This window comes from Allobranchiibius huperziae (assembly GCF_013410455.1).
Lineage (GTDB): Bacteria > Actinomycetota > Actinomycetes > Actinomycetales > Dermatophilaceae > Allobranchiibius > Allobranchiibius huperziae.
In genome coordinates this window covers 2961744-2984299 of the sequence record NZ_JACCFW010000001.1, presented here as the reverse complement: position 1 = coordinate 2984299, position 22556 = coordinate 2961744, and the positions used below count along the sequence as shown (strand labels likewise).

The following is a 22556-nucleotide window of genomic DNA, read 5'->3' as shown; positions in this document are numbered from 1 at the left end:
CCTCGATCGTGGATCAACCCGCGGTCGGGGCCTGCGGGGTGAGCGGGTTGCCGGTGGGGATCGAACCGCAGCTGCTCGGAGCCTTCAGTCCGGCGAACCGGGCATCCAGCCACGCCAGCGCGGTCGGTGCCCAGAGCGCCGCCGTCGGGATGTGGCTGGTCAGGGGGTACGGCGTCCACTGCACCGAGCTGTTGCCGGTCGAGCAGTACTGGCGCGCGAGGGTGCGCACGTCGCCGGCGATCATCACGCCGTCGCCCTTGCCGATCCCGGGCTTGTCACCGGAGGTGCCTTCGGCCCAGCCGCCCTCGCCCTGCGAGATCGACAGCGGGACGGTCGGCGTGGGCCGCGAGCCCAGGTTGAGCTTGTTGACCGCGGTGACGAACGCGGGGATCGAGTTCGGGTCGGCGTACTGCGGCTTGACCAGCTGCCGGTAGGTGAGGCCGGGGTACTGCCCGAGCACGTTCGCGATCGACGCGTTCTGCAGCTTCGTGAAGAGCGAGGCGCCGTAGGCACTGAGGTAGGGCTGCAGGTTCAGGTTGTACGCCCGGGCGACGCCGATCAGGGCCATCGGGGCGATGCCGGCCCAGATGGAGCTGCCGCTGACGTATCCGAGGTTGTGCGCCGGGTCGACCAGCAGGCCGCCCTCGGTGGCGCCGATGAGGTTCTTGTTGACGTCGGGGGCGTAGCTGGGTGCGAGCGCCGCCGCCCAGTTGGTGGCGATCGCGCCGCCGGAGTAGCCCAGCAGCCCGACCTCGGCCGACGGGGAGACACCGGTCGCCGAGGAGGCCGTGACCGCCCGGATGGAGTCCAGGGTGTTGGTGCCGTACTCGGGGCCGGCCGCGAAGTCGGCCTTCTGGCCCTGGGTGTCGGCCACGATCACCGGGTACCCCTGGAGCAGCTCCGGGGCTATGAAGAGCGCCTCGGCGTCGTTGATCGCGCCCCCCAGGGAGACGTCGCCCGCGATGGAGCGCGAGGGCGAGTCCTCGGGGTTGAGCGAGTCATAGAACGACTGGTAGGACACGACCTTGTCCGGGTTCGCGGTGACGTTGGGCTCGAGCACGGAGGTCACGTTGGCGACGGGGCGGCCCTGGGCGTCCGTGGTGCGGTAGAGCAGTTGCACGGCCTTGACGGGGGTGGGAATGCCCGCCACGTGGTAGGGGAGGGTCCGCGTCTTGAGCACGGTTCCCGGTGCGTACGACGACAACGGCGCGCTGCCGTCGTAGCTGTAGAACGCGTCGGTGCCGCTGGCGTGAGCGCTCGGCATGCTCACGCCGGCCCCTCCCGCGACGGCTGCTGCGGCCACGAGGGTGGCGAGGGTTGCTCGGGTCGGACGGCGGGTCTTCATGAACGCTCCAGGTGATCGGGGTCACACGATGCGCCCGAGGTTACCGCAGAGTAAGTAGAGGTGCTACCCGTCGGTAACGTCGTGGGGTGCCGTTCCTGGACCGCTTCGGCGGTACGGACGACGAGCCGGTCAGCGGCGTGCGGAAGGATGCGGGCATGAATCGCGCCAGCTTGGACAAGCAGCCGGCCGACGTCGCCCGGATGTTCGACGACGTCGCCAAGCGCTACGACCTGACCAACGACGTGCTGTCGCTGGGACAGGACCGGCGCTGGCGCAAGGTCGTCCTGGCCTCGGTCGATCCGCAGCCGGGCGAGACCGTGCTCGACATCGCCGCCGGAACGGGCACGAGCAGCCTGCCCTTCCAGAACCGCGGCGCCCACGTCGTGCCGGCCGACTTCTCGCTCGGCATGCTGCGCCAGGGGGTACGCACCTATCCCGGACTCGCGTTCGCCGCCGCGGATGCCATGCGGCTGCCCTTCGCGGACGCCGTCTTCGACGCGGTCACGATGTCCTTCGGCCTGCGCAACGTCTCCGACCCGGTCGTCGCGCTGGGGGAGTTCCTGCGGGTGACCAAGCCGGGCGGGCGCCTGGTCGTGTGCGAGTTCTCCATGCCGACCAACCCGGTCTTCCGCAAGGTCTACTCGGAGTACCTGATGCAGGCGCTGCCCAAGATCGCCCGCCGCGTGGGGTCGAACGCCGAGTCGTACGTCTATCTGGCCGAGTCGATCCAGTCCTGGCCGGACCAGGGGGGACTGGCCGGCCTGTTGCAGGACGCGGGCTGGTCCAGCGTCGAGTGGCGCAACTCCAGCGGCGGCATCGTCGCGATGCACCGCGGGCACAAGGCGCCCTGACCGGGTCGTGGACTCCGGTGAGCGCCGTCCTCAGGTGGTTCTTAGGGGGCCCTCAGTTCGCGAACGAACGACGCGGTCGTAGAGTTCAGACGCTCGTGAAAACTGTCACAAGACCTCCCAAGGACGCCCCGTGAGCCAGTCACTGTCGGGCGGCGCGCTCACCACGTCCGCTCCGGAAACCGCCGATGTCATCGTCGTCGGCGCCGGTCCGGGTGGATCGTCGGTCGCCGCCTACCTCGCGATGGCCGGGCTCGACGTCCTGCTGCTGGAGAAGACGCACTTCCCGCGGGAGAAGGTCTGCGGCGACGGGCTCACTCCGCGCGCGGTCCGGGAGCTGGTCAGCCTGGGCATCCCGATGCCCGAGGACGACGGCTGGATCAAGAACAAGGGCCTGCGGATCATCGGCGGCGGCATGCGACTGCAGCTGGACTGGCCGGACAACGCCAGCTTCCCGCCGTACGGCCTCGTGCGCACCCGCCAGGACTTCGACGACATCCTGGCCCGGCACGCGGTCAAGCAGGGCGCACAGCTGCGGCAGGGCGTGAACGTCGTGGCGCCGGTCCGTGGCGCGAACGGGCACATCGTCGGGGTCGAGGCCAAGGAGATGGGCGTCGACGGGCGCGCCACGGGAGCCACCATGAGCTACCGCGCTCCGCTGGTCATCGCCGCGGACGGCAACTCCAGCCGCCTCTCGCTGGCGATGGGCCGCGAGAAGCGCGAGGACCGCCCGATGGGCGTGGCCGTCCGCGCGTACTACACCAGCCCCCGGCACGACGACGACTACCTGGAGTCCTGGCTGGAGCTGTGGTCCAAGGACGCGCAGGGCAAGCGCGTGCTGCTGCCCGGTTACGGCTGGATCTTCGGCGTCGGCGACGGCACCTCCAACGTCGGCCTCGGCATTCTCAACACCTCCTCCGCGTTCGGCAAGACCGACTACAAAGAGGTCATGCGGCAGTGGGTCGCCACCATGCCGGAGGAGTGGACCTACAACGAGGAGACCATCACCGGCCCCATCAAGGGCGCCGCGCTGCCGATGGGCTTCAACCGCCAGCCGCACTACGCCGACGGGCTGCTGCTGGTCGGCGACGCCGGCGGGATGGTCAACCCGTTCAACGGTGAGGGCATCGCGTACGCGATGGAATCGGCCCGTCTCGCGGCCGAGGTGGTCGCCCAGGCGTTCGCCCGCACCGACGACGCGAGTCGCGAGCGCGTGCTCCTCAGCTACCCGCAGGTGATGCGCGACGCGCTCGGCGGCTACTACACGCTGGGCCGGATGTTCGCCAAGATGATCGGCAACCCCGACGTCATGCGACTGGCGGTCAAGTACGGCCTGCCGCGCAAGACGATGATGCAGTTCCTGCTGAAGGTGATGGCCAACCTGGGGGACACCACGGGTGGCCGGATCGACGACAGGGCCCTCGCCCTGCTGTCCCGGATGACACCGGCGGCATGATGGACCCCAGTGCGCCCGTCGTCGGGTGGATCGGTCGTAACCTCGGGCTGGCCCGGGACTTGGTGAAGGAGCCCGTATGAACCACTACTCCTACTACCCGCTGCTGATCTTCGCCGCCCTCGGCACCGGCTTCGCGGTCTTCTCCGTGCTCGGCGCCGCGGGACTCGCGGGACCCAAGCGCTACAACCGCGCCAAGGCCGACGCGTACGAGTGCGGCATCCAGCCGAGCCCGCACGCCGATGGCGGCGGCCGGGTGCCGATCAAGTACTACCTGACCGCGATGCTCTTCATCGTCTTCGACATCGAGAGCGTCTTCCTCTACCCGTTCGCGGTGAACTTCGACCGGATGGGTCTGTTCGCGCTGGTCGAGATGGTGCTCTTCGTGATCACCGTCTTCGTGGCCTACGCGTACGTGTGGCGCCGGGGTGGCTTGGAATGGGATTGAGCGCGGCACAACACATGCATGAAATGTCGGGCACGACAATGCGAATCGAAGTGTGAACATGGGTATCGAAGAGAAGCTCCCGGCCGGATTCCTGCTCAGCACGGTCGAGCAGGTGGCGGGCTATATGCGCAAGGGCTCGGTGTGGCCGGCGACCTTCGGCCTCGCCTGCTGCGCGATCGAGATGATGGCGGTCGGCACCCCCGACTACGACATCGCGCGTTTCGGGATGGAGCGTTTCAGCGCCACCCCGCGCCAGGCCGACCTGATGATCGTGGCGGGCCGGGTGAGCCAGAAGATGGCGCCGGTCGTGCGCCAGGTCTACGACCAGATGCCCGAGCCCAAGTGGGTCATCTCGATGGGTGTCTGCGCGAGCTCTGGCGGCATGTTCAACAACTACGCGATCGTGCAGGGTGTGGACCACATCATTCCGGTCGACATCTTCCTGCCGGGCTGTCCGCCCCGCCCGCAGATGCTGCTCAACGCGATCCTGGAGCTGCACAAGCAGATCCAGGGCATGAAGTTCGGTGTCAACCGGGTCGCTGCCGCCCGCGCCGCGGAGGCCGCAGCGCTCGAGGCGACGCCCACGCACGCGATGAAGGGGCTATTGGCGTGATGACAGCGAGCGGGTACGCCGGGTTCGCCGCGCTGGAAGGCGCGAATGGAGTGAGCGCGGAATCGCGCCCAGGGGGTACGGCCTGATGAGTGACGACGCGAAGCCGGTCGCCGGCAACCCCGCGACCGGACCGGTGAAGGAGCCGTCCGGCGGCCCCGTCGACCGGACGACGGCCGACCAGGAGGGCGCGGTCCAGCCGCGTGAGCACCATGACGTCGGAGACGCGGGTCCCGTCGTCGTGGCGCAGCGCGAGGGCATGTTCGGCTCCTCCCTCGGCAACGACACCACCGGGTACGGCGGCTTGCAGCGCCCGGTGCTCTTCCCGGGCAACACCGAGCGGCCGTTCGGAGGCACGTTCGACCTGATGGCCGACGCGCTGGGATCGGCGCTGCGAGAGGCCGACTCGTCGTACGACGAGGCCGTCGAGCGCACCGTGGTCTCCCACGACGAGCTGACCCTCTTCGTACGCCGCGAGCACCTGCCCGCGGTCGCCCGCGCCCTGCGCGACGAGCCCCGCCTGCGCTTCGAGATGTGCCTCAGCGTCTCGGGCGTGCACTACCCGCAGGAGACCGGCGCCGAGCTGCACGCCGTTTACCACTTCCTGTCGATCACCAACAACAGCAGGCGGATCCGTGTCGAGGTCGCTGTCGCCGACAGCGACGCGCACATTCCGAGCATCGTCTCGACCTACCCCGGTGCCGACTGGCACGAGCGTGAGACCTGGGACATGTTCGGCATCATCTTCGACGGTCACCCCGCCCTCACCCGGATCCTGATGCCGGACGACTGGCCGGGTCACCCGCAACGCAAGGACTACCCACTGGGCGGCATCCCGGTGGAGTACAAGGGCGCCACCGTGCCGCCCCCGGACACGCGGAGGTCCTACCGATGAGCACCACTGCCCAGCAAGACGCATTCGGAGCCACGACCCCGGACGCCGGCGTCGACGAGAGCACGCCCGTCCTCAACGCCGTCGGCGGCGACTGGGACGACCTGGTCGACGAGGCCGCTGCCCTCCACGAGGAGCGGATCGTCGTCAACATGGGTCCGCAGCACCCCTCCACCCACGGAGTGCTCCGGCTCATCCTCGAACTGGACGGCGAGACCGTCACCGAGGCGCGGGCCGGCATCGGCTACCTGCACACCGGCATCGAGAAGAACATGGAGTTCCGCACCTGGACCCAGGGCGTGACCTTCTGCACGCGCATGGACTACCTCATGCCGACCTTCAACGAGACCGCGTACTGCCTCGCGATCGAGAAGGCGCTCGGCATCACCGACCAGATCCCGGCGCGCGCCAGCGTCATCCGCGTGATGATGATGGAGCTCAACCGGATGGGCTCGCACCTGGTCGCCCTCGCGACCGGCGGTATGGAGATGGGCGCGACCACGGTCATGACCATCGGCTTCCGCGAGCGTGAGCGCATCCTGCAGGTGTTCGAAGCCGTCACCGGGCTGCGGATGAACAACGCGTACGTACGCCCCGGCGGCGTCGCGCAGGACGTGCCCGAGGGCACGACCGACCAGGTGCGCGAGATCATCCCCGAGCTGCGTCGCGGTCTCGGCGAGCTCGAGGCGCTGCTCAACGAGAACCCGATCCTCAAGGGCCGCACCGTCGACGTCGGCTACCTCGACCTCACCGGGTGCATGGCGCTCGGGATCACCGGTCCGATCCTGCGGGCCGCCGGGCTCCCGTACGACCTGCGCAAGGCCGAGCCGTACTGCGGCTACGAGACCTACGAGTTCGACATCCCCACGCGCGACAGCTGCGACGCGTACGGCCGGTTGCGGGTGCGCATCGACGAGATGCACCAGTCGCTGCGGATCGTCGAGCAGTGCATCGAGCGCCTCGACGCTGAACCGGGCCCTGTGATGGTCGCCGACAAGAAGATCGCCTGGCCGGCCCAGCTGTCGGTCGGCTCGGACGGTCAGGGCAACAGCCTCGATCACATCCGCGAGATCATGGGCGAGTCGATGGAGTCGCTCATCCACCACTTCAAGCTGGTGACCGAGGGCTTCCGCGTGCCGCCCGGCCAGACATACGCCGCCGTGGAGAGCCCCAAGGGCGAGCTCGGCGCGCACATCGTCTCCGACGGCGCGACGCGCCCCTACCGGGCGCACTTCCGCGACCCGTCGTTCAACAACCTGCAGGCGGTCGCCGTGATGGCGGAGGGCGGCTCGGTCGCCGACGTCATCGTGGCCGTCGCCTCCATTGACCCTGTGATGGGTGGAGTAGACCGATGACAGACGCACACGTGGAGGCTCCGTTCCACGAGCTGACGCCGCTGCACGCCAGTGAGACGCCGTACGACGAGGAGACGCTGCGCGCCCTGCACGCCGACGCCGACCTGGTGGTGGCGCGCTACCCGCAGAAGCGCTCGGCGCTGCTGCCGCTGCTGCACCTGATCCAGAGCGTCGACGGCTACGTGACCGGCCGCGGCGTGACGTTCTGCGCCGAGAAGCTGGAGCTGACCGATGCCGAGGTCAGCGGCGTGGCGACGTTCTACACCCAGTACAAGCGCCACCCGAACGGCGAGTACACCGTGGGCGTCTGCACCAACACGCTCTGCGCGGTCATGGGCGGCGACCTGATCTTCGACACGCTGAGCGAGCACCTCGGGATCGGGCACGACGAGACCACCCCGGACGGCAAGGTCACCCTGGAGCGGGTCGAGTGCAACGCCGCGTGCGACTACGCGCCCGTGGTGATGGCCAACTGGGAGTTCATCGACAACCAGACGCCCGCGTCGGCGACGCAGCTGGTCGACGACCTGCGCGCCGGCAAGGAGGTGCGCCCCACCCGGGGAGCCTCGAAGGTGTGCAGCTTCAAGCACGTCTCCAGGGTGCTGGCAGGCTTCAACGACGGACTGGCCGACGAGGGTGTCGGCGCCGGCGGGCCGTCCCTGGAGGGATTGCGCCTCGCCAAGGCCGACGGCTTCGACCCGTACGCGTCCTCCGGTGAGATCCGGGGCGACTCAGATGCCGAGAGCCCCGCCGACGCACCGGCACCGGGCCTGGCAGGCTCCACCGACACCCCAGCGAACCCCGCCGACAGCAAGGCCGGCGAGAAGGCGGGCCCAGCATGAGCACTCCGCTGACACCGATTCTGACCCGCTTCTGGGATGAGCCCCAGAGCTGGACGATGGACACCTACCTGCGCTACGAGGGCTACCAGGCGCTCGACAAGGCCCTGACGATGACCCAGGAGGAGCTGGTCGACGCGACCAAGTCCTCCGGTCTGCGCGGCCGCGGCGGCGCGGGCTTCCCGACCGGCATGAAGTGGGGCTTCCTGCCCAAGCCGGACGGCGGACCCCGCTACCTCGTGGTCAACGCCGACGAGTCAGAGCCGGGCACCTGCAAGGACACCCCGCTGATGCTCGCGGCGCCGCACTTCCTCATCGAGGGTGTCGCGATCACGTCGTTCGCGATCGGCTGCCACCACGCGTTCATCTACCTGCGCGGTGAGCTCGTGCACGTCTACCGTCGCCTGCTGAAGGCGGTCGAGGAGGCGTACGCCGCGGGTCACCTGGGCAAGGACATCCACGGCACCGGCTACGACCTGGACGTCACCGTGCACGCCGGCGCCGGCGCGTACATCTGCGGTGAGGAGACCGCGCTGCTGGACTCCCTGGAGGGCCGGCGCGGTCAGCCGCGCCTCAAGCCGCCGTTCCCCGCCGTCGAGGGCCTCTACGCCCGCCCGACCGTGGTCAACAACGTGGAGTCCATCGCCTCGGTGCCCTCGATCGTGCTGCACGGCGCCGACTGGTTCTCCGCGATGGGCACCGACAAGTCCAAGGGCTACGGCATCTTCAGCCTCTCCGGGCACGTCACACGGCCGGGTCAGTACGAGGCGCCGCTCGGCATCACGCTGCGCGAGCTGCTCGACATGGCCGGTGGTATGCGGAACGGCGCGAAGCTGAAGTTCTGGACCCCCGGCGGCTCCTCGACGCCGATCTTCACCGACGAGCACCTCGACGTCCCGCTGGACTTCGAGTCGGTCGCGGCCGCGGGCTCCATGCTGGGCACCCGCGCGCTGCAGATCTTCGACGAGTCGGTGTCGGTGGTCCGCGCCGTCAGCCGGTGGATCGACTTCTACGCGCACGAGTCCTGCGGCAAGTGCACGCCGTGCCGTGAGGGCACCTTCTGGCTGAAGCAGATCCTCACGCGCCTGGAGCACGGGCAGGGCACCACGGAGGACATCGACAAGCTCGTCGACATCTGTGACAACATCCTGGGCCGCAGCTTCTGCGCGCTCGGCGACGGCGCCACCAGCCCGGTGACCTCCGCGGTGCACTACTTCCGCGAGGAGTTCGAAGCCGGCACGCACACCCCCTGGTGGGAGGCCTTCCCGCCGGAGCGCTCCGTCCTGTTCGACGTTCCCGCCCGAGAGATCAAGGAGGCCGTGTCCGTATGACGACACTCACCTCGCCCGCCGGCGGCGGCAACGCCGTCGACAAGGGTGGGAACGCCAGCCCTGCGCCCACGGCGCCCGACGCCGTCAGCCTGACGGTCGACGGCGTCCCCGTGAGCGTGCCCAAGGGCACCCTGGTGATCCGCGCGGCGGAGCAGGTCGGCATCCAGGTGCCGCGCTTCTGCGACCACCCGCTGCTGGACCCGGTCGGCGCCTGCCGCCAGTGCCTGGTCGACGTGTCCACCAAGGGCCCGGACGGCTCGATGCGACCGATGCCCAAGCCGCAGGCGTCCTGCACGCTCGAGGCGACCGAGGGCATGGCCGTGCAGACCCAGCACACCTCGCAGGTCGCCGACAAGGCGCAGCAGGGCGTGATGGAGCTGCTGCTCATCAACCACCCGCTGGACTGCCCGGTCTGCGACAAGGGCGGGGAGTGCCCGCTGCAGAACCAGGCGATCAGCAACGGTCGTCCGCGCAGCCGCTTCGACGACGTCAAGCGCACCTACCCCAAGCCGATCAACATCTCTTCCCAGGTGCTGCTGGACCGCGAGCGCTGCGTGCTGTGCGCCCGGTGCACCCGCTTCTCCGACCAGATCGCCGGCGACCCGTTCATCGCCCTGATCGAGCGCGGCGCGCTGCAGCAGGTCGGCATCTACGAGGAGAAGCCGTTCGAGTCCTACTTCTCCGGCAACACCGTCCAGATCTGCCCGGTCGGCGCGCTCACCGGCGCGGCGTACCGCTTCCGGTCCCGCCCGTTCGACCTGGTCTCGACGCCGAGCGTCTGCGAGCACTGCGCCAGCGGTTGCGCGACCCGCACCGACACCCGCCGCGGCCACGTGCTGCGCCGGATGGCTCTGCTCAACCCGGCCGTCAACGAGGAGTGGAACTGCGACAAGGGCCGCTGGGCGTTCACGTACGCCGACGCCGCCGACCGTCTGCAGTCGCCGCTCGTGCGTGGAGCCGACGGTGAGCTGCGGGTCGCCGGATGGCCCGAGGCCCTCGAAGCCGCTGCCGCGGGACTGTCCGCGGCACGTGAGCACGGCGGTGTCGGTGTCCTCACCGGCGGCCGCATCAGCGCCGAGGACGCCTATGCCTACGGCAAGTTCGCGCGTCTCGTGCTCGGCACCAACGACGTCGACTTCCGTGCCCGGCCGCACTCGGCCGAGGAGGCGGCGTTCCTCGCTCACGGTGTCGCCGCCACCGGACCGGGTGCGCCCGGTGCCGTGACGTACGAGGACCTGGAGCACGCGTCGTCCGTCCTCCTGCTCGGGCTGGAGCCCGAGGAGGAGTCGCCGATGATCTTCCTGCGACTGCGCAAGGCCTCCCGCAAGGGCATGGCCGCCGTGCTGTCCGTGGCGCCGTTCGCGACCCGCGGCCTGGCCAAGATGGGCGGCGTGCTGATCCAGGCCGCCCCCGGCACCGAGGCCGAGGTCGTCGAGGCGCTGAGCGCCACGACCGGTGAGCTCGCCGAGCACGGCGCACGGCTGACTGGTGACTCGATCATCCTGGTGGGTGAACGACTGGCGACCGTCCCGGGTGCCCTCTCGGCCGCACTGCGGCTCGCCGACCGCAAGGGTGCCCGCATCGCGTGGGTGCCCCGTCGCGCCGGTGAGCGCGGCGCGCTCGAGGTCGGCGCACTGTCCAACCTGCTCCCCGGCGGCCGCCCGGTCGACGACGAGGCCGCCCGGTCCCAGGTCGGCACGGTGTGGGGCGCCGACCTCCCGGCCGGTGCCGGCCGCGACACGGCCGCCATGCTCGCCGCGGCAGCATCCGGTGAGCTGGCCGGTCTGGTCATCGGCGGTGTCGACACCGCCGACCTGCCCGACCCGGCCCTCGCGACCGAAGCGGTCCGCCGGGCCTTCACGGTGAGCCTGGAGATCCGCGCCAGCGCGGTGACGCAGGACGCCGACGTGGTCTTCCCGGTCGCTCCGCAGCAGGAGAAGACCGGCATGTACGTCGACTGGGAAGGTCGCGTGCGGCCTTTCGAGCGCGCTATCGAGAGCCTGGCCATGAGCGACTACCGCGTGCTCGACCTGCTCGCCGGCGAGCTGGGGGAGTTCCTCGGCACCCGCACCACCGAGCAGATCCGCGAGGAGATGCAGGAGCTCGGTCCGTGGACCGGCGCCCGCCCCGCAGCCCCGCGCGTCCGCGCCGCCGGCGTGCCGCGACCGCTCGTCGGACAGGCCGTGCTCGCGACCTGGTCGCACCTGCTGGACCGCGGCCGGATGCAGGACGGTGAGCCGTTCCTGGCCGGCACCGCGCCCATCGCGACGGCGCGCCTGTCCGCGGCCACCGCGGAGGCGGTCGGCGTACAGGAGGGTGACCAGCTCACGGTGAGCACCCGCGCGGGCGCGATCAGCGCCCCCGTCGCCGTGACCGACATGCCCGACCACGTCGTCTGGCTGCCCACCAACTCGGCCGGCAGCGCCGTGCGTGCGACGCTGCACGCCGACGCGGGCGACCTGGTCTCCCTCGGACGCCGCACGGAGGTGCAGGTATGACGCAGCTGGGTCATCTCTCGGGTCTGGCGGCCGCCACCGGCACGCCGGCCGCGGACTTCAGCGACACGCCCTGGTGGCTGTCGCTGATCAAGGCGGTGCTGCTCTTCGTCTTCCTGCTCGTCCAGACGCTGCTGGTGATCTGGTTCGAACGACGCGTCATCGGCCGCATGCAGCAGCGCCCCGGCCCCAACCGGGTCGGCCCGTTCGGGTTGCTGCAGACGCTGGCGGACGGGGTGAAGCTGGCCCTCAAGGAGGACCTGACCCCCAAGAACGCCGACAAGCTGATGTTCATCATCGCGCCGATCATCGCCGGCGCCATGGCGTTCGTCTCGTTCGCGATCATCCCGGTCTCGGGCAACGTGTGGATGTTCGGCCACTACACGCCGCTGCAGCTGACCGACACCCCCGTCGCGGTGCTGCTGGTGCTCGCGGTCGCCGGCGTCGGCGTCTACGGCATCGTGCTCGCCGGTTGGTCCAGCGGCTCGACCTACCCCCTGCTCGGCGGGCTGCGCTCGAGCGCCCAGGTGATCTCGTACGAGATCGCCATGGGCCTGGCGCTCGTCGCGGTCTTCCTCTACGCGGGCTCGATGTCGACCAGCCAGATCGTCCTGGCCCAGGGCCACGGGGTCTGGTACATCATCCCGGCGTTCTTCTCCTTCATCATCTACGTGGTGACGATGGTCGGCGAGACCAACCGACTGCCGTTCGACCTCGCCGAGGGCGAGGGCGAGCTCACCGGTGGTTTCCACACCGAGTACTCCTCGCTGAAGTTCGCGATGTTCTTCCTCGGCGAGTACGTCAACATGTTCACCGTCTCCGCGCTCGCCACCACCCTCTTCCTGGGCGGCTGGCAGGCCCCTCCGGGGATCGCGGCCATCGACGGCGGCCTGTTCAACCACGGCTGGTGGGGCGTCCTCTGGTTCGTCGTCAAGCTGTGGATCTTCATGTTCTTCTTCGTGTGGCTGCGCGGCTCCCTGCCGCGGGTGCGCTACGACCAGTTCATGAAGCTGGGCTGGAAGCTGATGATCCCGAGCACCCTGGTCTGGGTGGTCGTCATCGCCTTCATCCGCGCCTCGAACGCCGGTTTCCTCGGTGAGACGCAGGTGAGCCTGTTCGGCCGCAACATCCACCGCGCGACCCTGATCGTGATCGCGGCGACCGCCGTGCTCGTGCTCGCGGCGGCGTGGATCTGGGACGCAGGCGCCGCACGACGGCAGGAAGCCGCCGACCGTACGCAGGTGCCCGACGAGGTCGACCCGTTCGCGGGTGGACACCCGGTGCCACCGCTCCCCGGGCAGCGCCTGGTCGAGCCGATGCCTGTCCTCACCGCCGCGTCCGGCCCCCGGGTGACGCGCGAGTCCAGCCGAGAAGACGACGTACGTCAGAAGGAACCCCGTGGCTGACAAGAAGACCCACGGCGCGCACGCGAGCGCGCCGCCCTCCAAGCCCGAGCGGCCCGGCATCTTCGCCGGGGTCGCCGGTTTCGGTGTCACCTTCTCGACGATGTTCCGCAAGGTGGCGACCGAGGAGTACCCCGAGGAGAAGCGGCCCACCCAGCCGCGCTTCCACGGCCGCCACCAGCTGAACAGGCACCCGGACGGGCTGGAGAAGTGCGTCGGCTGCGAGCTGTGCGCCTGGGCCTGCCCGGCGGACGCGATCCTCGTCGAGGGCGCGAACAACGTGGACGCCACGGGGGAGCGCTTCTCACCCGGCGAGCGGTACGGCCGCGTCTACCAGATCAACTACCTGCGCTGCATCTTCTGCGGGCTGTGCATCGAGGCGTGCCCGACGCGCGCGCTCACGATGACCAACGAGTACGAACTGGCCGACAACAACCGCGCCGACCTGATCTTCACCAAGGACCAGCTCCTCGCCCCGATCCAGCAGGGGATGCTGCCCGCGCCCCACCCGATGGTCGAGGGCATGGAGGAGCGCGACTACTACCAGGGCAAGGTCGACGGGGCCACCCCCGCGCAGCGCGACTGGGTCGAGCAGAACGCCGACCACCACGCCGCCGCCCGGCAGGACGAGTTCGACCCGGCGACGCGCGACGAGGGCACCCCCTCGGAGTCCGGCTCCGTCACCGGCGAGCCCAACGTCGCGTTCGAGGACCGCGGGCCCGACCAGACCCACGGTCCGGGGGGCGGACCGCGTCGGCCGGTGGCTCAGGGCGGACCCGACAAGGGACCGGACGGCGACGGTCCGATGGACCGCGCCCTGCTCGACTCGGAGACCAAGAAATGATGCACCTGGGCGGGGCTGAGTCCACGCTGTTCTTCTTCGGCGCACCGCTGTCCGTGGTCGGCGCCCTCGCACTGCTCTTCGCGCGCAAGGCCGTGCACGCGGCCATGGGCATGGCGCTGTGCATGATCATGCTCGGCGTCTTCTACATCGCCGAGCAGGCGGAGTTCCTGGGGATCATCCAGATCTTCGTCTACTCCGGCGCGGTGATGATGCTCTTCCTCTTCGTCGTCATGCTCGTCGGCGTCGACTCCTCCGACTCCCTCGTGGAGACCATCCGAGGACAGAAGGCCGCCGGGTTGCTGCTGTCCCTCGCGCTCATCGCGCTGCTGGTCTCCGGTGTCAGCAGGGCGACGTTCGCCAGTGGCAAGGGCCTGGACGCCGCGAACGCCGCGCAGGGCGGCAACGTCGGCGGCATCGCCCAGCTGATCTTCGGCCGGTACGTGTGGGCCTTCGAGGTCACCTCCGCGCTGCTCATCACCGCGGCGATCGGCGCGATGCTGCTCGCTCACCGCGAGCGGCTCACCCCGAAGGCCAGCCAGGCCGACTGGTCGCGCCGACGGATCCGCGAGGGTGTCAACGTGGCCGGTCTGCCCGCGCCCGGTGTCTACGCGCAGCACAACGCCGTGGACACCCCGGCGCTGCTGCCCGACGGCAGCCCCAGCGACCTGTCGATCAACCGGGTGCTCAAGGCCCGCGGCCAGGTCCTCGGTGCCGGCAAGCAGGTCGCGGTCAGCAACGAGATCGAGACCGAGGCCGGCGACATGTCCGAGGCCAACCGAGGGGAGTCGAAATGAGCGTGGAGGTCTACCTCTACCTGTCGGTGGTGCTCTTCAGCATCGGCTCCGCCACGGTGCTGCTGCGGCGTAACGCCATCATCGTCTTCATGGGCGTGGAGCTGATGCTCAACGCCGCCAACCTGATGTTCGTGACCTTCGCCCGGATGTACGGCTCGCTGGAGGGTCAGGTCATCGCGTTGTTCGTGATGGTCGTGGCCGCCGCCGAGGTCGTCGTCGGTCTGGCGATCATCATGTCCATCTTCCGTGCTCGCCGGTCGGCCTCGGTCGACGACGCGAACCTGTTGAAGTTGTAAGGGAGCCTGCTCTTGCTGTCCTTGGTGGGGAGTCTTCCCTCGTCCGATCCCGGCGCGGTCACAACCGCCGCCACCGGGATCAACCAGTACGCGTGGCTGGTCATCGCGCTGCCGCTGCTCGGTGCCGCTCTGCTGATGGTCGGCGGCAAGGCGCTGGACAAGGTCGGACCGCTGCTCGCGGTCTGCCTGTCCGGGGCCTCGTTCGTGCTCGGCCTGATCATGCTGCTGCACACCCGCGGCATGTCGACGCAGGACCGCGGGCTGAAGAGCGACGTGCACCTCTTCGACTGGATCGACACCAGCTCGCTGCATCTCGCGGCCGGGTTGCGCGTCGACCAGCTGTCGCTGACCTTCGTCATGCTGATCACCTTCGTCGGCACGTTGATCCACGTGTACTCCCTGGGCTACATGGAGCACGATCCGGATCGCCGCAGGTTCTTCGCCTACCTGAACCTGTTCGTCGCCGCGATGCTGACGCTGGTGCTGGCGGACTCCTTCGTGGGCCTCTTCGTCGGCTGGGAGGGCGTCGGCCTCGCGTCGTACCTGCTCATCGGCTTCTGGAACTGGAACCCGGCCTACGCCACGGCCGCCAACAAGGCGTTCGTGGTCAACCGCGTCGGTGACCTCGGCATGCTGCTGGCGCTCTTCACGATGTACCTGACCTTCGGTCGGCTCGACTTCAACGGCGTCTTCGCCGCGGCGCCGCACGCCAGCCAGACCTCGCTGACCTGGATGGGCCTCTTCCTGCTCGTCGGGGCGTGCGGCAAGTCCGCGCAGTTCCCGCTGCAGTCCTGGCTGGGCGACGCGATGGCAGGCCCCACGCCGGTGTCCGCGCTGATCCACGCCGCGACGATGGTCACCGCCGGCGTCTACCTGATCGTGCGCAGCCACGTCATCTTCGACGCGGCGCCGAACGCGCGCCTCGCGGTCTGCATCGTCGGGGCGATCACGCTGATGTTCGGTGCGATCGTCGGGTGCGCCAAGGACGACATGAAGAAGGCGCTCGCCGCCTCCACGATGAGCCAGATCGGCTACATGATCCTGGCCGCCGGGCTCGGCCCGGTCGGCTACGTCTTCGCGATCTTCCACCTGTTGACCCACGGCTTCTTCAAGGCCGGCATGTTCCTCGGCGCCGGATCGGTGATGCACGGGATGAACGACCAGGTCGACATGCGCCGCTTCGGCGGACTGTCAGCGGTCATGAGGATCACCTGGGTGACCTTCGGGCTCGGCTTCCTCGCGATCATCGGCTTCCCGCTGCTGTCGGGGTTCTGGTCGAAGGACAAGATCATCGAAGCGGCATTCGTCGGAGACGGCTGGCGCCCCTGGGTGTTCGGCCTCACGGCGTTGATCGCCGCCGGCATCACCGCGTTCTACATGTCGCGGCTGTTCTTCATGGTCTTCCACGGCAAGCGCCGCTGGACCGACGACGTGCACCCGCACGAGTCCCCGCTGACGATGACCGTCCCGATGATGATCCTGGCCGTCGGGTCGGCGTTCCTCGGCCTCATCCTCGGACCGACCGGCATCATCCAGCACTGGCTGGAGCCGGTCACCGGCCACACCGAAGGAGACCCCAAGATCCCCTCCGCCCTGTTGATGGTGATCACCTTCCTGCTGGTCGCGGCCGGTGTCGCGCTCGCCTGGTTGCGCTACTGGCGTGACGAGGTGCCGGTCACTCCACCGGTCGGGTCGCTCGTGACCCAGGCCGCGCGGCGCGACCTCGGCCAGGACGACCTCAACGAGGCGGTGTTCCAGCGCCCGGGCCTGTACCTGACGCGCGCTCTGGTCTTCGCAGACAACCGCGGCGTCGACGGCGCCTCGGGTGGTCTGGCGGCCGCGATCGGTGGTACGTCGGCCCGGGTCAAGCGGGCACAGAACGGTTTTGTGCGGTCGTACGCCCTCACCATGCTGGTGGGCGTCGTCGCGATCCTCGGTGTGGTCTGGGTGGTGCAGTGATGACTTCGAGCTTTCCCTGGCTGACGGTGCTCGGCCTCATCCCTCTGGTGACCGCGGTCGTCGTCTTCGCGCTGCCCACCGGCGTCGCGGGCCGCGCGGCTCGTCCGGTCGCCCTGGTCGGTTCGCTGGCCGCGCTCGTGGTCGGCATCGCGATGTGGACGCAGTTCAAGACCGGCACCACCGACCACCAGTTCCAGTTCGTCGAGACGCACGAGTGGATCCGTCAGTTCGGCGTCTCCTACCAGGTCGGCATCGACGGGCTCGCGCTCGCGCTGATCCTGATGAGCCTGGTGCTCGTGCCCGTCTCGCTGCTCGCGGCGTGGCGCGACGTGCCCGCCGACGGCACCCGCCGGATGCAGAACTACTTCGCGCTGATGCTGGTGCTGGAGACGTTCATGGTCGGGGTCTTCTCCGCCACCGACGTCTTCCTCTTCTACGTCTTCTTCGAGGCGATGCTGATCCCGGTCTACTTCCTGATCGGGTCCTACGGCGGCGCCCGCCGGCAGTACGCCGCGGTGAAGTTCCTGCTCTTCAGCCTGCTCGGCGGCTTCGTGATGCTGATCGCCGTCATCGCGCTCTACAACTACGGTCCGGGCGGGCACCAGGGTTTCCTGCTGTCCAACCTCACCGGGCTGCACCTCGGCACCTGGCCGGGTCGCTGGCTCTTCCTCGGCTTCTTCTTCGCGTTCGCGGTGAAGGCGCCGATGTGGCCGGTGCACACCTGGCTGCCCGACGCCGCGTCCGAGAGCCGCCCCGCGACCGCCGTACTCCTCGTCGGCGTGCTCGACAAGGTCGGCACCTTCGGGATGATCCGGTTCTGCCTGCAGCTGTTCCCCGACGCCAGCAAGTGGGCCACGCCGGTGATCATCGTGCTGGCGCTGATCTCGATCATCTACGGCGCGCTGGTCGCGATCGGACAGACCGACATCATGCGGTTGATCGCCTACACCTCGATCAGCCACTTCGGCTTCATCGTCCTCGGCATCTTCGCGATGACGAGCACGTCCGAGGCCGGGTCGGACCTCTACATGGTCAACCACGGCTTCACCACCGCGGCGCTCTTCCTCTTCGGCGGCTTCCTCGTCGTGCGCGGCAAGAGCCGCGACATCCGCGACTACGGCGGCTGGCAGCGGGTCACGCCCGTGCTCGCCGGTGTGATGCTGATCGCCGGACTGTCCGCGCTGTCCCTGCCCGGGATGAACTCGTTCATCTCCGAGTTCCTGGTCATGGCCGGCACCTTCCAGCGCTACAAGGTCGCGGGCGGCGTCGCAGCCGTCGGCGTCATCCTGGCCGCGCTCTACGTGCTGCTGCTCTACAAGAACGTCTTCACGGGTCCGGCGCCGCTGGCGCACGAGGCCGGCGATGGCGAGCCCGGAGAACACGGTGGAGGCGACGGTCGTGCAGGCGAACTCGTACCCGCCGGTGGCGGCAGCGTCGCGACCCAGGCCGGTCAGGCCGACGGCCCGCACGCCTCGGTGCACGGCGAGCACAGTGAGCACGGCGAGTACGCCGCGTCCGACGAGGGCGACCAGCACGGTGCCCACGCCGCCGGCCACGCGCCGACGGGTCACGCAGCTGCGCGCGGGCGGGTGCTCGTCGTACCCGACCTCGACCTGCGGGAGCGGGTCGTCGCGGGTGTCCTCGTGGCGATCATCGTCGCGCTGGGCTTCTACCCCAAGCCGGTGCTCGACGTGCTGCGTCCCGCCACGAACGCCACGATGAATCTGGTCCAGATGCACGACCCGGCGCCCAGCGTCCCGACTAGTCAGGTGAACTCGAAGTGATCGCCGCCGCCACCGGCTTCTCCCAGACCAAGATCGAGTACGCCGCCGTCGTACCGATGCTGGTGATCTTCGGCGTCGCCATGCTCGGCGTGGTCATCGAGGCGTTCGTGCCGCGCAGGTCGCGGTACGTCGTCCAGGTGGCCGTCACGCTGCTCGGGCTGCTCGCCGCGTTCCTCACGCTGATCTTCAGCGCGCGCGACCACAAGGCGATCACCGCCGGGGGATCGGTCGTCATCGACGGCCCGGCCCTGATGTTCCAGGGCACCGTCCTGGTGCTGTCCTTCCTCGCTGTGCTGGTGATGGCGGAGCGCTTCGACAGCTCCTCGATCGACGCCTTCACCCAGTCCGGCGCGTCCGTGCCCGGGTCGCCCATGGAGACCAACGCGGTGCGCCTCGGCGCGACCTCCACCGAGGTCTTCCCGCTGGTGCTCTTCGCGGTCGGCGGCATGATGCTCTTCCCCGCCGCAGGTGACCTGCTGACGGTCTTCATCGCGCTCGAGGTGCTCTCGCTGCCGCTCTACATCCTGACCGGGCTCGCCCGGCGCCGCCGCCTGCTGTCGCAGGAGGCGTCGATGAAGTACTTCCTGCTCGGCGCGTTCTCCTCGGCATTCTTCCTGTTCGGTGCCGCCCTCGTCTTCGGGTACGCCGGGTCGCTGAACTTCAGCACGATCGCGTCGGCCGTCTCGACCGGCAGCGGCCGGGACGGGATCCTGATCCCCGGCATCTTCCTCGTCGCGGTCGGCCTGCTCTTCAAGATCGGCGCGGTGCCCTTCCACTCCTGGACCCCGGACGCCTACCAGGGCGCCCCGACCCCGGTGGCCGGTTTCATGGCCGCCTGCACCAAGGTCGCGGCGTTCGGCGCGTTCCTGCGCGTCTTCTACGTGGCGTTCCCCGGGATGAAGTGGAACTGGCAGCCGATCGTCGTGGTCGTCGCCATCCTCACGATGGTCGTCGGCGCGGTGCTCTCGGTGACCCAGACCGACATCAAGCGCCTGCTCGCGTACAGCTCGATCACCCAGGCGGGCTTCATCCTCGTCGGCGTCGTCGCGCTCGACCGGCAGGCCGTGTCCGGCACGATCGTCTACGTCATCACCTACGGGTTCGCCACGATCGCCGCCTTCGCGCTGGTGGCGATGGTGCGCTCGGGCGGCAACGAGGCGACTCACCTGTCGCAGTGGGCCGGCCTGGGCAAGACGAGTCCGGTCGTCGCGGCGCTCATGGCGCTGATGATGATCGCCTTCGCCGGAATCCCGCTGACCTCGCTCTTCACCGCGAAGTACGCGATCTTCTCCGCTGCCGTCGGCCACGGCGGCACCTGGCTGGCGCTGATCGGTGTGATCTTCAGCGCCGTCGCCGCCTTCGTCTACGTGCGGGTCATCGTGCTCATGTACTTCTCCGAGCCCACCGGCGACACCGTCGTGCTCACCCCGTCGGCGCTCACCGGCATCGCCGTGACCGTCGCGGCCGTGCTCACCGTGGCCCTCGGCGTCTTCCCGACGCCGCTGCTGGACATGGCGCACAACTACTCGCAGTTCATGCGATGAGGTCACCGGAGTGACCGTCGTACCCGGCCTCGACAGCGCCTTCGACCAACGGTTGAGCGACGGGCTGGAGCTGGTCGACCAACGACTGCGCGAGGTGCTGCGGCACGACGAGCCGTTCATCGCCGGCGCTTCCCGGCACCTGCTGGACGCGGGGGGCAAGCGGTTCCGGCCGCTGCTGACCCTGCTCGTGAGCGAGCTCGGCACCGGGTGCAACGAGCGCGTCATCGACGCCGCTGCCGGGGTCGAGCTGACCCACCTCGCGTCGCTCTACCACGACGACGTGATGGACGAGGCGACGCTGCGGCGCGGGGTGACCGCGGCCAATGTCGTCTACGACAACTCCACCGCGATCCTCATCGGCGACCTGCTCTTCGGGCGGGCCTCCCAGCTGGTCGCCGGTCTCGGTGCCGAAGCCGTGCGGATCCAGGCCGACACCTTCGTGCGGCTGTGCGCGGGACAGATCGAGGACGACCGGCAGGCGCCCGAGGGTCAGGACCCGATGGCCTACTACCTGCGGGTGCTGGAGGACAAGACGGGCTCGTTGATCTCGCTGGCCGCGCGCTACGGCGGGATCTTCAGCGGCCTCCCGGCCACGACGATCGAGCGCGTAGTGCGGTACGGCGAGCTGCTCGGCATGGTCTTCCAACTGTCCGACGACCTGATCGACATCACCTCCGACCAGGAGGAGTCCGGCAAGAAGGCCGGCACCGACCTGCGCGAGGGCGTCACCACGCTGCCGGTCCTCTACGTGCGATCGTCGGCCGACCCGAACGACGCGCGCCTGCAGCAGCTGCTGTCGCGCCCAATCTCCGATCCCGCCGAGCTGGACGAGGCGCTCGGTCTGCTGCGGGCGCACAAGGCCATGCAGCAGGCGCGCGACCACACGATGTCCGTCGCGAACCAGGCGGCCGACCTGCTCGCGGACCTGCCCGACGGGGACGCCGTACAGGCCCTGCGGGCCCTGCCGATCTCCGTGGCCGAGCGCACGGTCTGACCCGGTGTCCGCGCACGAACCCTCCCGCCCGCGGGTGGGCCGTGTCCGGACGGAGTCGGGCGTGCCGGGCGGCGACCTGTGGTCGTCGGTGCCGGCGCCCGCGGCTCCGACCGCGGTGGTCGACCTCGACGCGTTCGACGCCAACCTCGCCGCCATGGTGGCGAGGGCGCAGGGGAGGCCGCTGCGGCTGGCCTCCAAGTCGGTGCGCTGCCGCGCGCTGATCGAGCGGGCGCTGGAGTCGCCCGGCTTCTCCGGGGTGCTCGCCTACTCCGCCGCCGAGGCCGCCTGGCTGGTGTCGTGCGGCGTGCGCGACGTGGTGGTCGGCTATCCCACGGTCGACTCCGAGACCATCGCCGATACGGCGGCGGCGCCGTCGCTGGCGGAACAGGTCACCTTCATGGTGGATCTGCCCGAGCACGTGGCGATGCTCGCGGCCGCCGCGGGCACGACCCCGTTGCGGGTGTGCATCGACGTGGACGCGTCGCTGCGGATCGGTCGCCTGCACCTCGGCGTGCACCGCTCCAGCGTGCACACCACGCAGGAGGTGTGTCGTATCGCCCGGCTGGTGGCGGACACCCCCGGAGTGACGCTGGTCGGGCTGATGTTCTACGAGGCCCAGGTGGCGGGCGTGCCCGACAGCAGCCGCGTCGTCCGCGCGATGAAGCTCCGCTCGATGGCGCAGTTGCTGCCGCGGCGCACGGAGATCGTGCGGGCCGTCGCAGAGATCTCGCCGCTGGAGTTCGTCAACGGCGGAGGCACCGGCAGCATCGCGGCCACCCGGCGCGACCCGTCGGTGACCGAGATCGCCGCGGGTTCGGGCCTCTTCACGCCGACCCTCTTCGACTCCTACGACGACAGCGGCCTGACGCCGGCGGCGTACTTCGTGTCGCCCGTGGTGCGCAAGCCGACGCCCGCCGTCGCCGTCACCTTCGCGGGCGGGTACGTCGCGTCCGGCCCGGCGTCGAAGTCCCGCACACCGAAACCGGTGCACCCGCAGGGTCTCTCGTACTTCGGGCAGGAGGGCGCGGGGGAGGTGCAGACCCCGCTGCGCGGGCCGGGCGCCCGGTCGCTGCGGGTGGGCGATCCCGTGTGGTTCCGCTACGCCAAGGCCGGTGAGATGTGCGAGCGGTTCGACGAACTGCTGCTGGTGCGCGACGGTGCGGTGGTGCAGCGGGCGCTGACGTACCGAGGTGAGGGGCGCACTTTCGGCTGACAGCTGTCGCCCCGGGGTGCACGCTGACGGCGTTCGCGTTCGTTGACGGCGTTCGAACGGCGTCAACGAACGTGAACACCGTCAGCTCAGCCGGGTCAGCAGGTCCGGG

At 69.6% G+C, this 22556-nt stretch carries 19 protein-coding genes; 18 read left to right on the top strand and 1 reads right to left on the bottom strand.

Features of this window, described 5'->3' with window-relative positions; all coding sequences use genetic code 11:
- Window positions 1-13 precede the first annotated feature (13 nt).
- Window positions 14-1345: a lipase family protein gene (locus HNR15_RS14115; RefSeq protein WP_179482809.1), complete on the bottom strand. Its 1332-nt coding sequence runs from the start codon at window positions 1343-1345 to the stop codon at window positions 14-16.
- A gap of 155 nt (window positions 1346-1500) precedes the next feature.
- On the opposite strand from HNR15_RS14115, the gene HNR15_RS14110 reads away from it, so the two are divergent.
- The 18 genes from HNR15_RS14110 (at window position 1501) to HNR15_RS14025 (ending at window position 22447) form a co-directional block, all read left to right on the top strand.
- The gene (locus tag HNR15_RS14110) at window positions 1501-2196 is read left to right on the top strand and encodes a demethylmenaquinone methyltransferase (RefSeq protein WP_179483786.1); all 696 of its coding nucleotides are present in this window, start codon (window positions 1501-1503) and stop codon (window positions 2194-2196) included.
- A 130-nt stretch (window positions 2197-2326) separates the two neighbouring features.
- A complete protein-coding gene (locus HNR15_RS14105; protein ID WP_343048544.1) occupies window positions 2327-3649 on the top strand; it encodes a geranylgeranyl reductase family protein in 1323 nt (440 codons plus the stop codon).
- Window positions 3650-3725: 76 nt separating this feature from the next.
- Window positions 3726-4094, top strand: a complete 369-nt coding sequence (locus tag HNR15_RS14100; protein ID WP_179482807.1) for an NADH-quinone oxidoreductase subunit A — start codon at window positions 3726-3728, stop codon at window positions 4092-4094.
- 58 nt (window positions 4095-4152) lie between these two features.
- Complete coding sequence (locus HNR15_RS14095) at window positions 4153-4707, top strand: NuoB/complex I 20 kDa subunit family protein (RefSeq protein ID WP_179482805.1); 555 nt, start codon at window positions 4153-4155, stop codon at window positions 4705-4707.
- An 85-nt stretch (window positions 4708-4792) separates the two neighbouring features.
- On the top strand, window positions 4793-5599 hold the full coding sequence (locus HNR15_RS14090) for an NADH-quinone oxidoreductase subunit C (protein WP_179482803.1): 807 nt from the start codon (window positions 4793-4795) through the stop codon (window positions 5597-5599).
- On the top strand, window positions 5596-6951 hold the full coding sequence (locus HNR15_RS14085; protein ID WP_179482802.1) for an NADH-quinone oxidoreductase subunit D: 1356 nt from the start codon (window positions 5596-5598) through the stop codon (window positions 6949-6951). Before HNR15_RS14090 ends, HNR15_RS14085 begins: the two co-directional genes overlap by 4 nt.
- The gene (gene nuoE / locus HNR15_RS14080; RefSeq protein WP_179482800.1) at window positions 6948-7793 is read left to right on the top strand and encodes an NADH-quinone oxidoreductase subunit NuoE; all 846 of its coding nucleotides are present in this window, start codon (window positions 6948-6950) and stop codon (window positions 7791-7793) included. The genes HNR15_RS14085 and nuoE overlap by 4 nt, the downstream gene beginning before the upstream one ends.
- Window positions 7790-9121 carry an NADH-quinone oxidoreductase subunit NuoF gene (gene nuoF, locus HNR15_RS14075; RefSeq protein WP_179482798.1) on the top strand — a complete coding sequence of 444 codons (1332 nt, stop codon included), beginning with the start codon at window positions 7790-7792 and terminating at the stop codon, window positions 9119-9121. Before nuoE ends, nuoF begins: the two co-directional genes overlap by 4 nt.
- Window positions 9118-11619, top strand: a complete 2502-nt coding sequence (locus tag HNR15_RS14070; RefSeq protein ID WP_179482796.1) for an NADH-quinone oxidoreductase subunit G — start codon at window positions 9118-9120, stop codon at window positions 11617-11619. Before nuoF ends, HNR15_RS14070 begins: the two co-directional genes overlap by 4 nt.
- Complete coding sequence (gene nuoH / locus HNR15_RS14065) at window positions 11616-13022, top strand: NADH-quinone oxidoreductase subunit NuoH (protein WP_179482794.1); 1407 nt, start codon at window positions 11616-11618, stop codon at window positions 13020-13022. The genes HNR15_RS14070 and nuoH overlap by 4 nt, the downstream gene beginning before the upstream one ends.
- Window positions 13015-13863 carry an NADH-quinone oxidoreductase subunit NuoI gene (nuoI, locus tag HNR15_RS14060; protein ID WP_425484542.1) on the top strand — a complete coding sequence of 283 codons (849 nt, stop codon included), beginning with the start codon at window positions 13015-13017 and terminating at the stop codon, window positions 13861-13863. Before nuoH ends, nuoI begins: the two co-directional genes overlap by 8 nt.
- On the top strand, window positions 13860-14657 hold the full coding sequence (locus tag HNR15_RS14055; RefSeq protein ID WP_179482792.1) for an NADH-quinone oxidoreductase subunit J: 798 nt from the start codon (window positions 13860-13862) through the stop codon (window positions 14655-14657). Before nuoI ends, HNR15_RS14055 begins: the two co-directional genes overlap by 4 nt.
- Window positions 14654-14953: an NADH-quinone oxidoreductase subunit NuoK gene (gene nuoK, locus HNR15_RS14050; protein ID WP_179482790.1), complete on the top strand. Its 300-nt coding sequence runs from the start codon at window positions 14654-14656 to the stop codon at window positions 14951-14953. Before HNR15_RS14055 ends, nuoK begins: the two co-directional genes overlap by 4 nt.
- Before the next feature lie 12 nt (window positions 14954-14965).
- A complete protein-coding gene (nuoL, locus tag HNR15_RS14045) occupies window positions 14966-16912 on the top strand; it encodes an NADH-quinone oxidoreductase subunit L (RefSeq protein WP_425484541.1) in 1947 nt (648 codons plus the stop codon).
- Window positions 16912-18696, top strand: coding sequence for an NADH-quinone oxidoreductase subunit M (locus tag HNR15_RS14040; RefSeq protein ID WP_179482788.1), 1785 nt, complete (start codon window positions 16912-16914; stop codon window positions 18694-18696). Before nuoL ends, HNR15_RS14040 begins: the two co-directional genes overlap by 1 nt.
- 56 nt (window positions 18697-18752) lie before the next feature.
- The gene (nuoN, locus tag HNR15_RS14035) at window positions 18753-20240 is read left to right on the top strand and encodes an NADH-quinone oxidoreductase subunit NuoN (RefSeq protein ID WP_246306306.1); all 1488 of its coding nucleotides are present in this window, start codon (window positions 18753-18755) and stop codon (window positions 20238-20240) included.
- Between the two features lie 10 nt (window positions 20241-20250).
- Window positions 20251-21234, top strand: a complete 984-nt coding sequence (locus tag HNR15_RS14030; protein ID WP_179482784.1) for a polyprenyl synthetase family protein — start codon at window positions 20251-20253, stop codon at window positions 21232-21234.
- 61 nt (window positions 21235-21295) lie between these two features.
- Window positions 21296-22447, top strand: a complete 1152-nt coding sequence (locus HNR15_RS14025) for an alanine racemase (protein WP_343048543.1) — start codon at window positions 21296-21298, stop codon at window positions 22445-22447.
- Window positions 22448-22556 lie beyond the last annotated feature (109 nt).

Bases quoted from the DNA above. Each gene is read 5' to 3' on its own strand.
- HNR15_RS14110 (WP_179483786.1), top strand. From the start codon at position 1,501: ATGAATCGCGCCAGCTTGGACAAGCAGCCGGCCGACGTCGCCCGGATG.
- nuoK (WP_179482790.1), top strand. From the start codon at position 14,654: ATGAGCGTGGAGGTCTACCTCTACCTGTCGGTGGTGCTCTTCAGCATC.
- HNR15_RS14100 (WP_179482807.1), top strand. From the start codon at position 3,726: ATGAACCACTACTCCTACTACCCGCTGCTGATCTTCGCCGCCCTCGGC.
- nuoE (WP_179482800.1), top strand. From the start codon at position 6,948: ATGACAGACGCACACGTGGAGGCTCCGTTCCACGAGCTGACGCCGCTG.
- nuoF (WP_179482798.1), top strand. From the start codon at position 7,790: ATGAGCACTCCGCTGACACCGATTCTGACCCGCTTCTGGGATGAGCCC.
- HNR15_RS14055 (WP_179482792.1), top strand. From the start codon at position 13,860: ATGATGCACCTGGGCGGGGCTGAGTCCACGCTGTTCTTCTTCGGCGCA.
- HNR15_RS14095 (WP_179482805.1), top strand. From the start codon at position 4,153: ATGGGTATCGAAGAGAAGCTCCCGGCCGGATTCCTGCTCAGCACGGTC.
- HNR15_RS14115 (WP_179482809.1), bottom strand. From the start codon at position 1,345: ATGAAGACCCGCCGTCCGACCCGAGCAACCCTCGCCACCCTCGTGGCC.
- HNR15_RS14085 (WP_179482802.1), top strand. From the start codon at position 5,596: ATGAGCACCACTGCCCAGCAAGACGCATTCGGAGCCACGACCCCGGAC.
- HNR15_RS14090 (WP_179482803.1), top strand. From the start codon at position 4,793: ATGAGTGACGACGCGAAGCCGGTCGCCGGCAACCCCGCGACCGGACCG.
- nuoN (WP_246306306.1), top strand. From the start codon at position 18,753: ATGCTGGTGATCTTCGGCGTCGCCATGCTCGGCGTGGTCATCGAGGCG.
- HNR15_RS14070 (WP_179482796.1), top strand. From the start codon at position 9,118: ATGACGACACTCACCTCGCCCGCCGGCGGCGGCAACGCCGTCGACAAG.
- nuoH (WP_179482794.1), top strand. From the start codon at position 11,616: ATGACGCAGCTGGGTCATCTCTCGGGTCTGGCGGCCGCCACCGGCACG.
- HNR15_RS14040 (WP_179482788.1), top strand. From the start codon at position 16,912: ATGACTTCGAGCTTTCCCTGGCTGACGGTGCTCGGCCTCATCCCTCTG.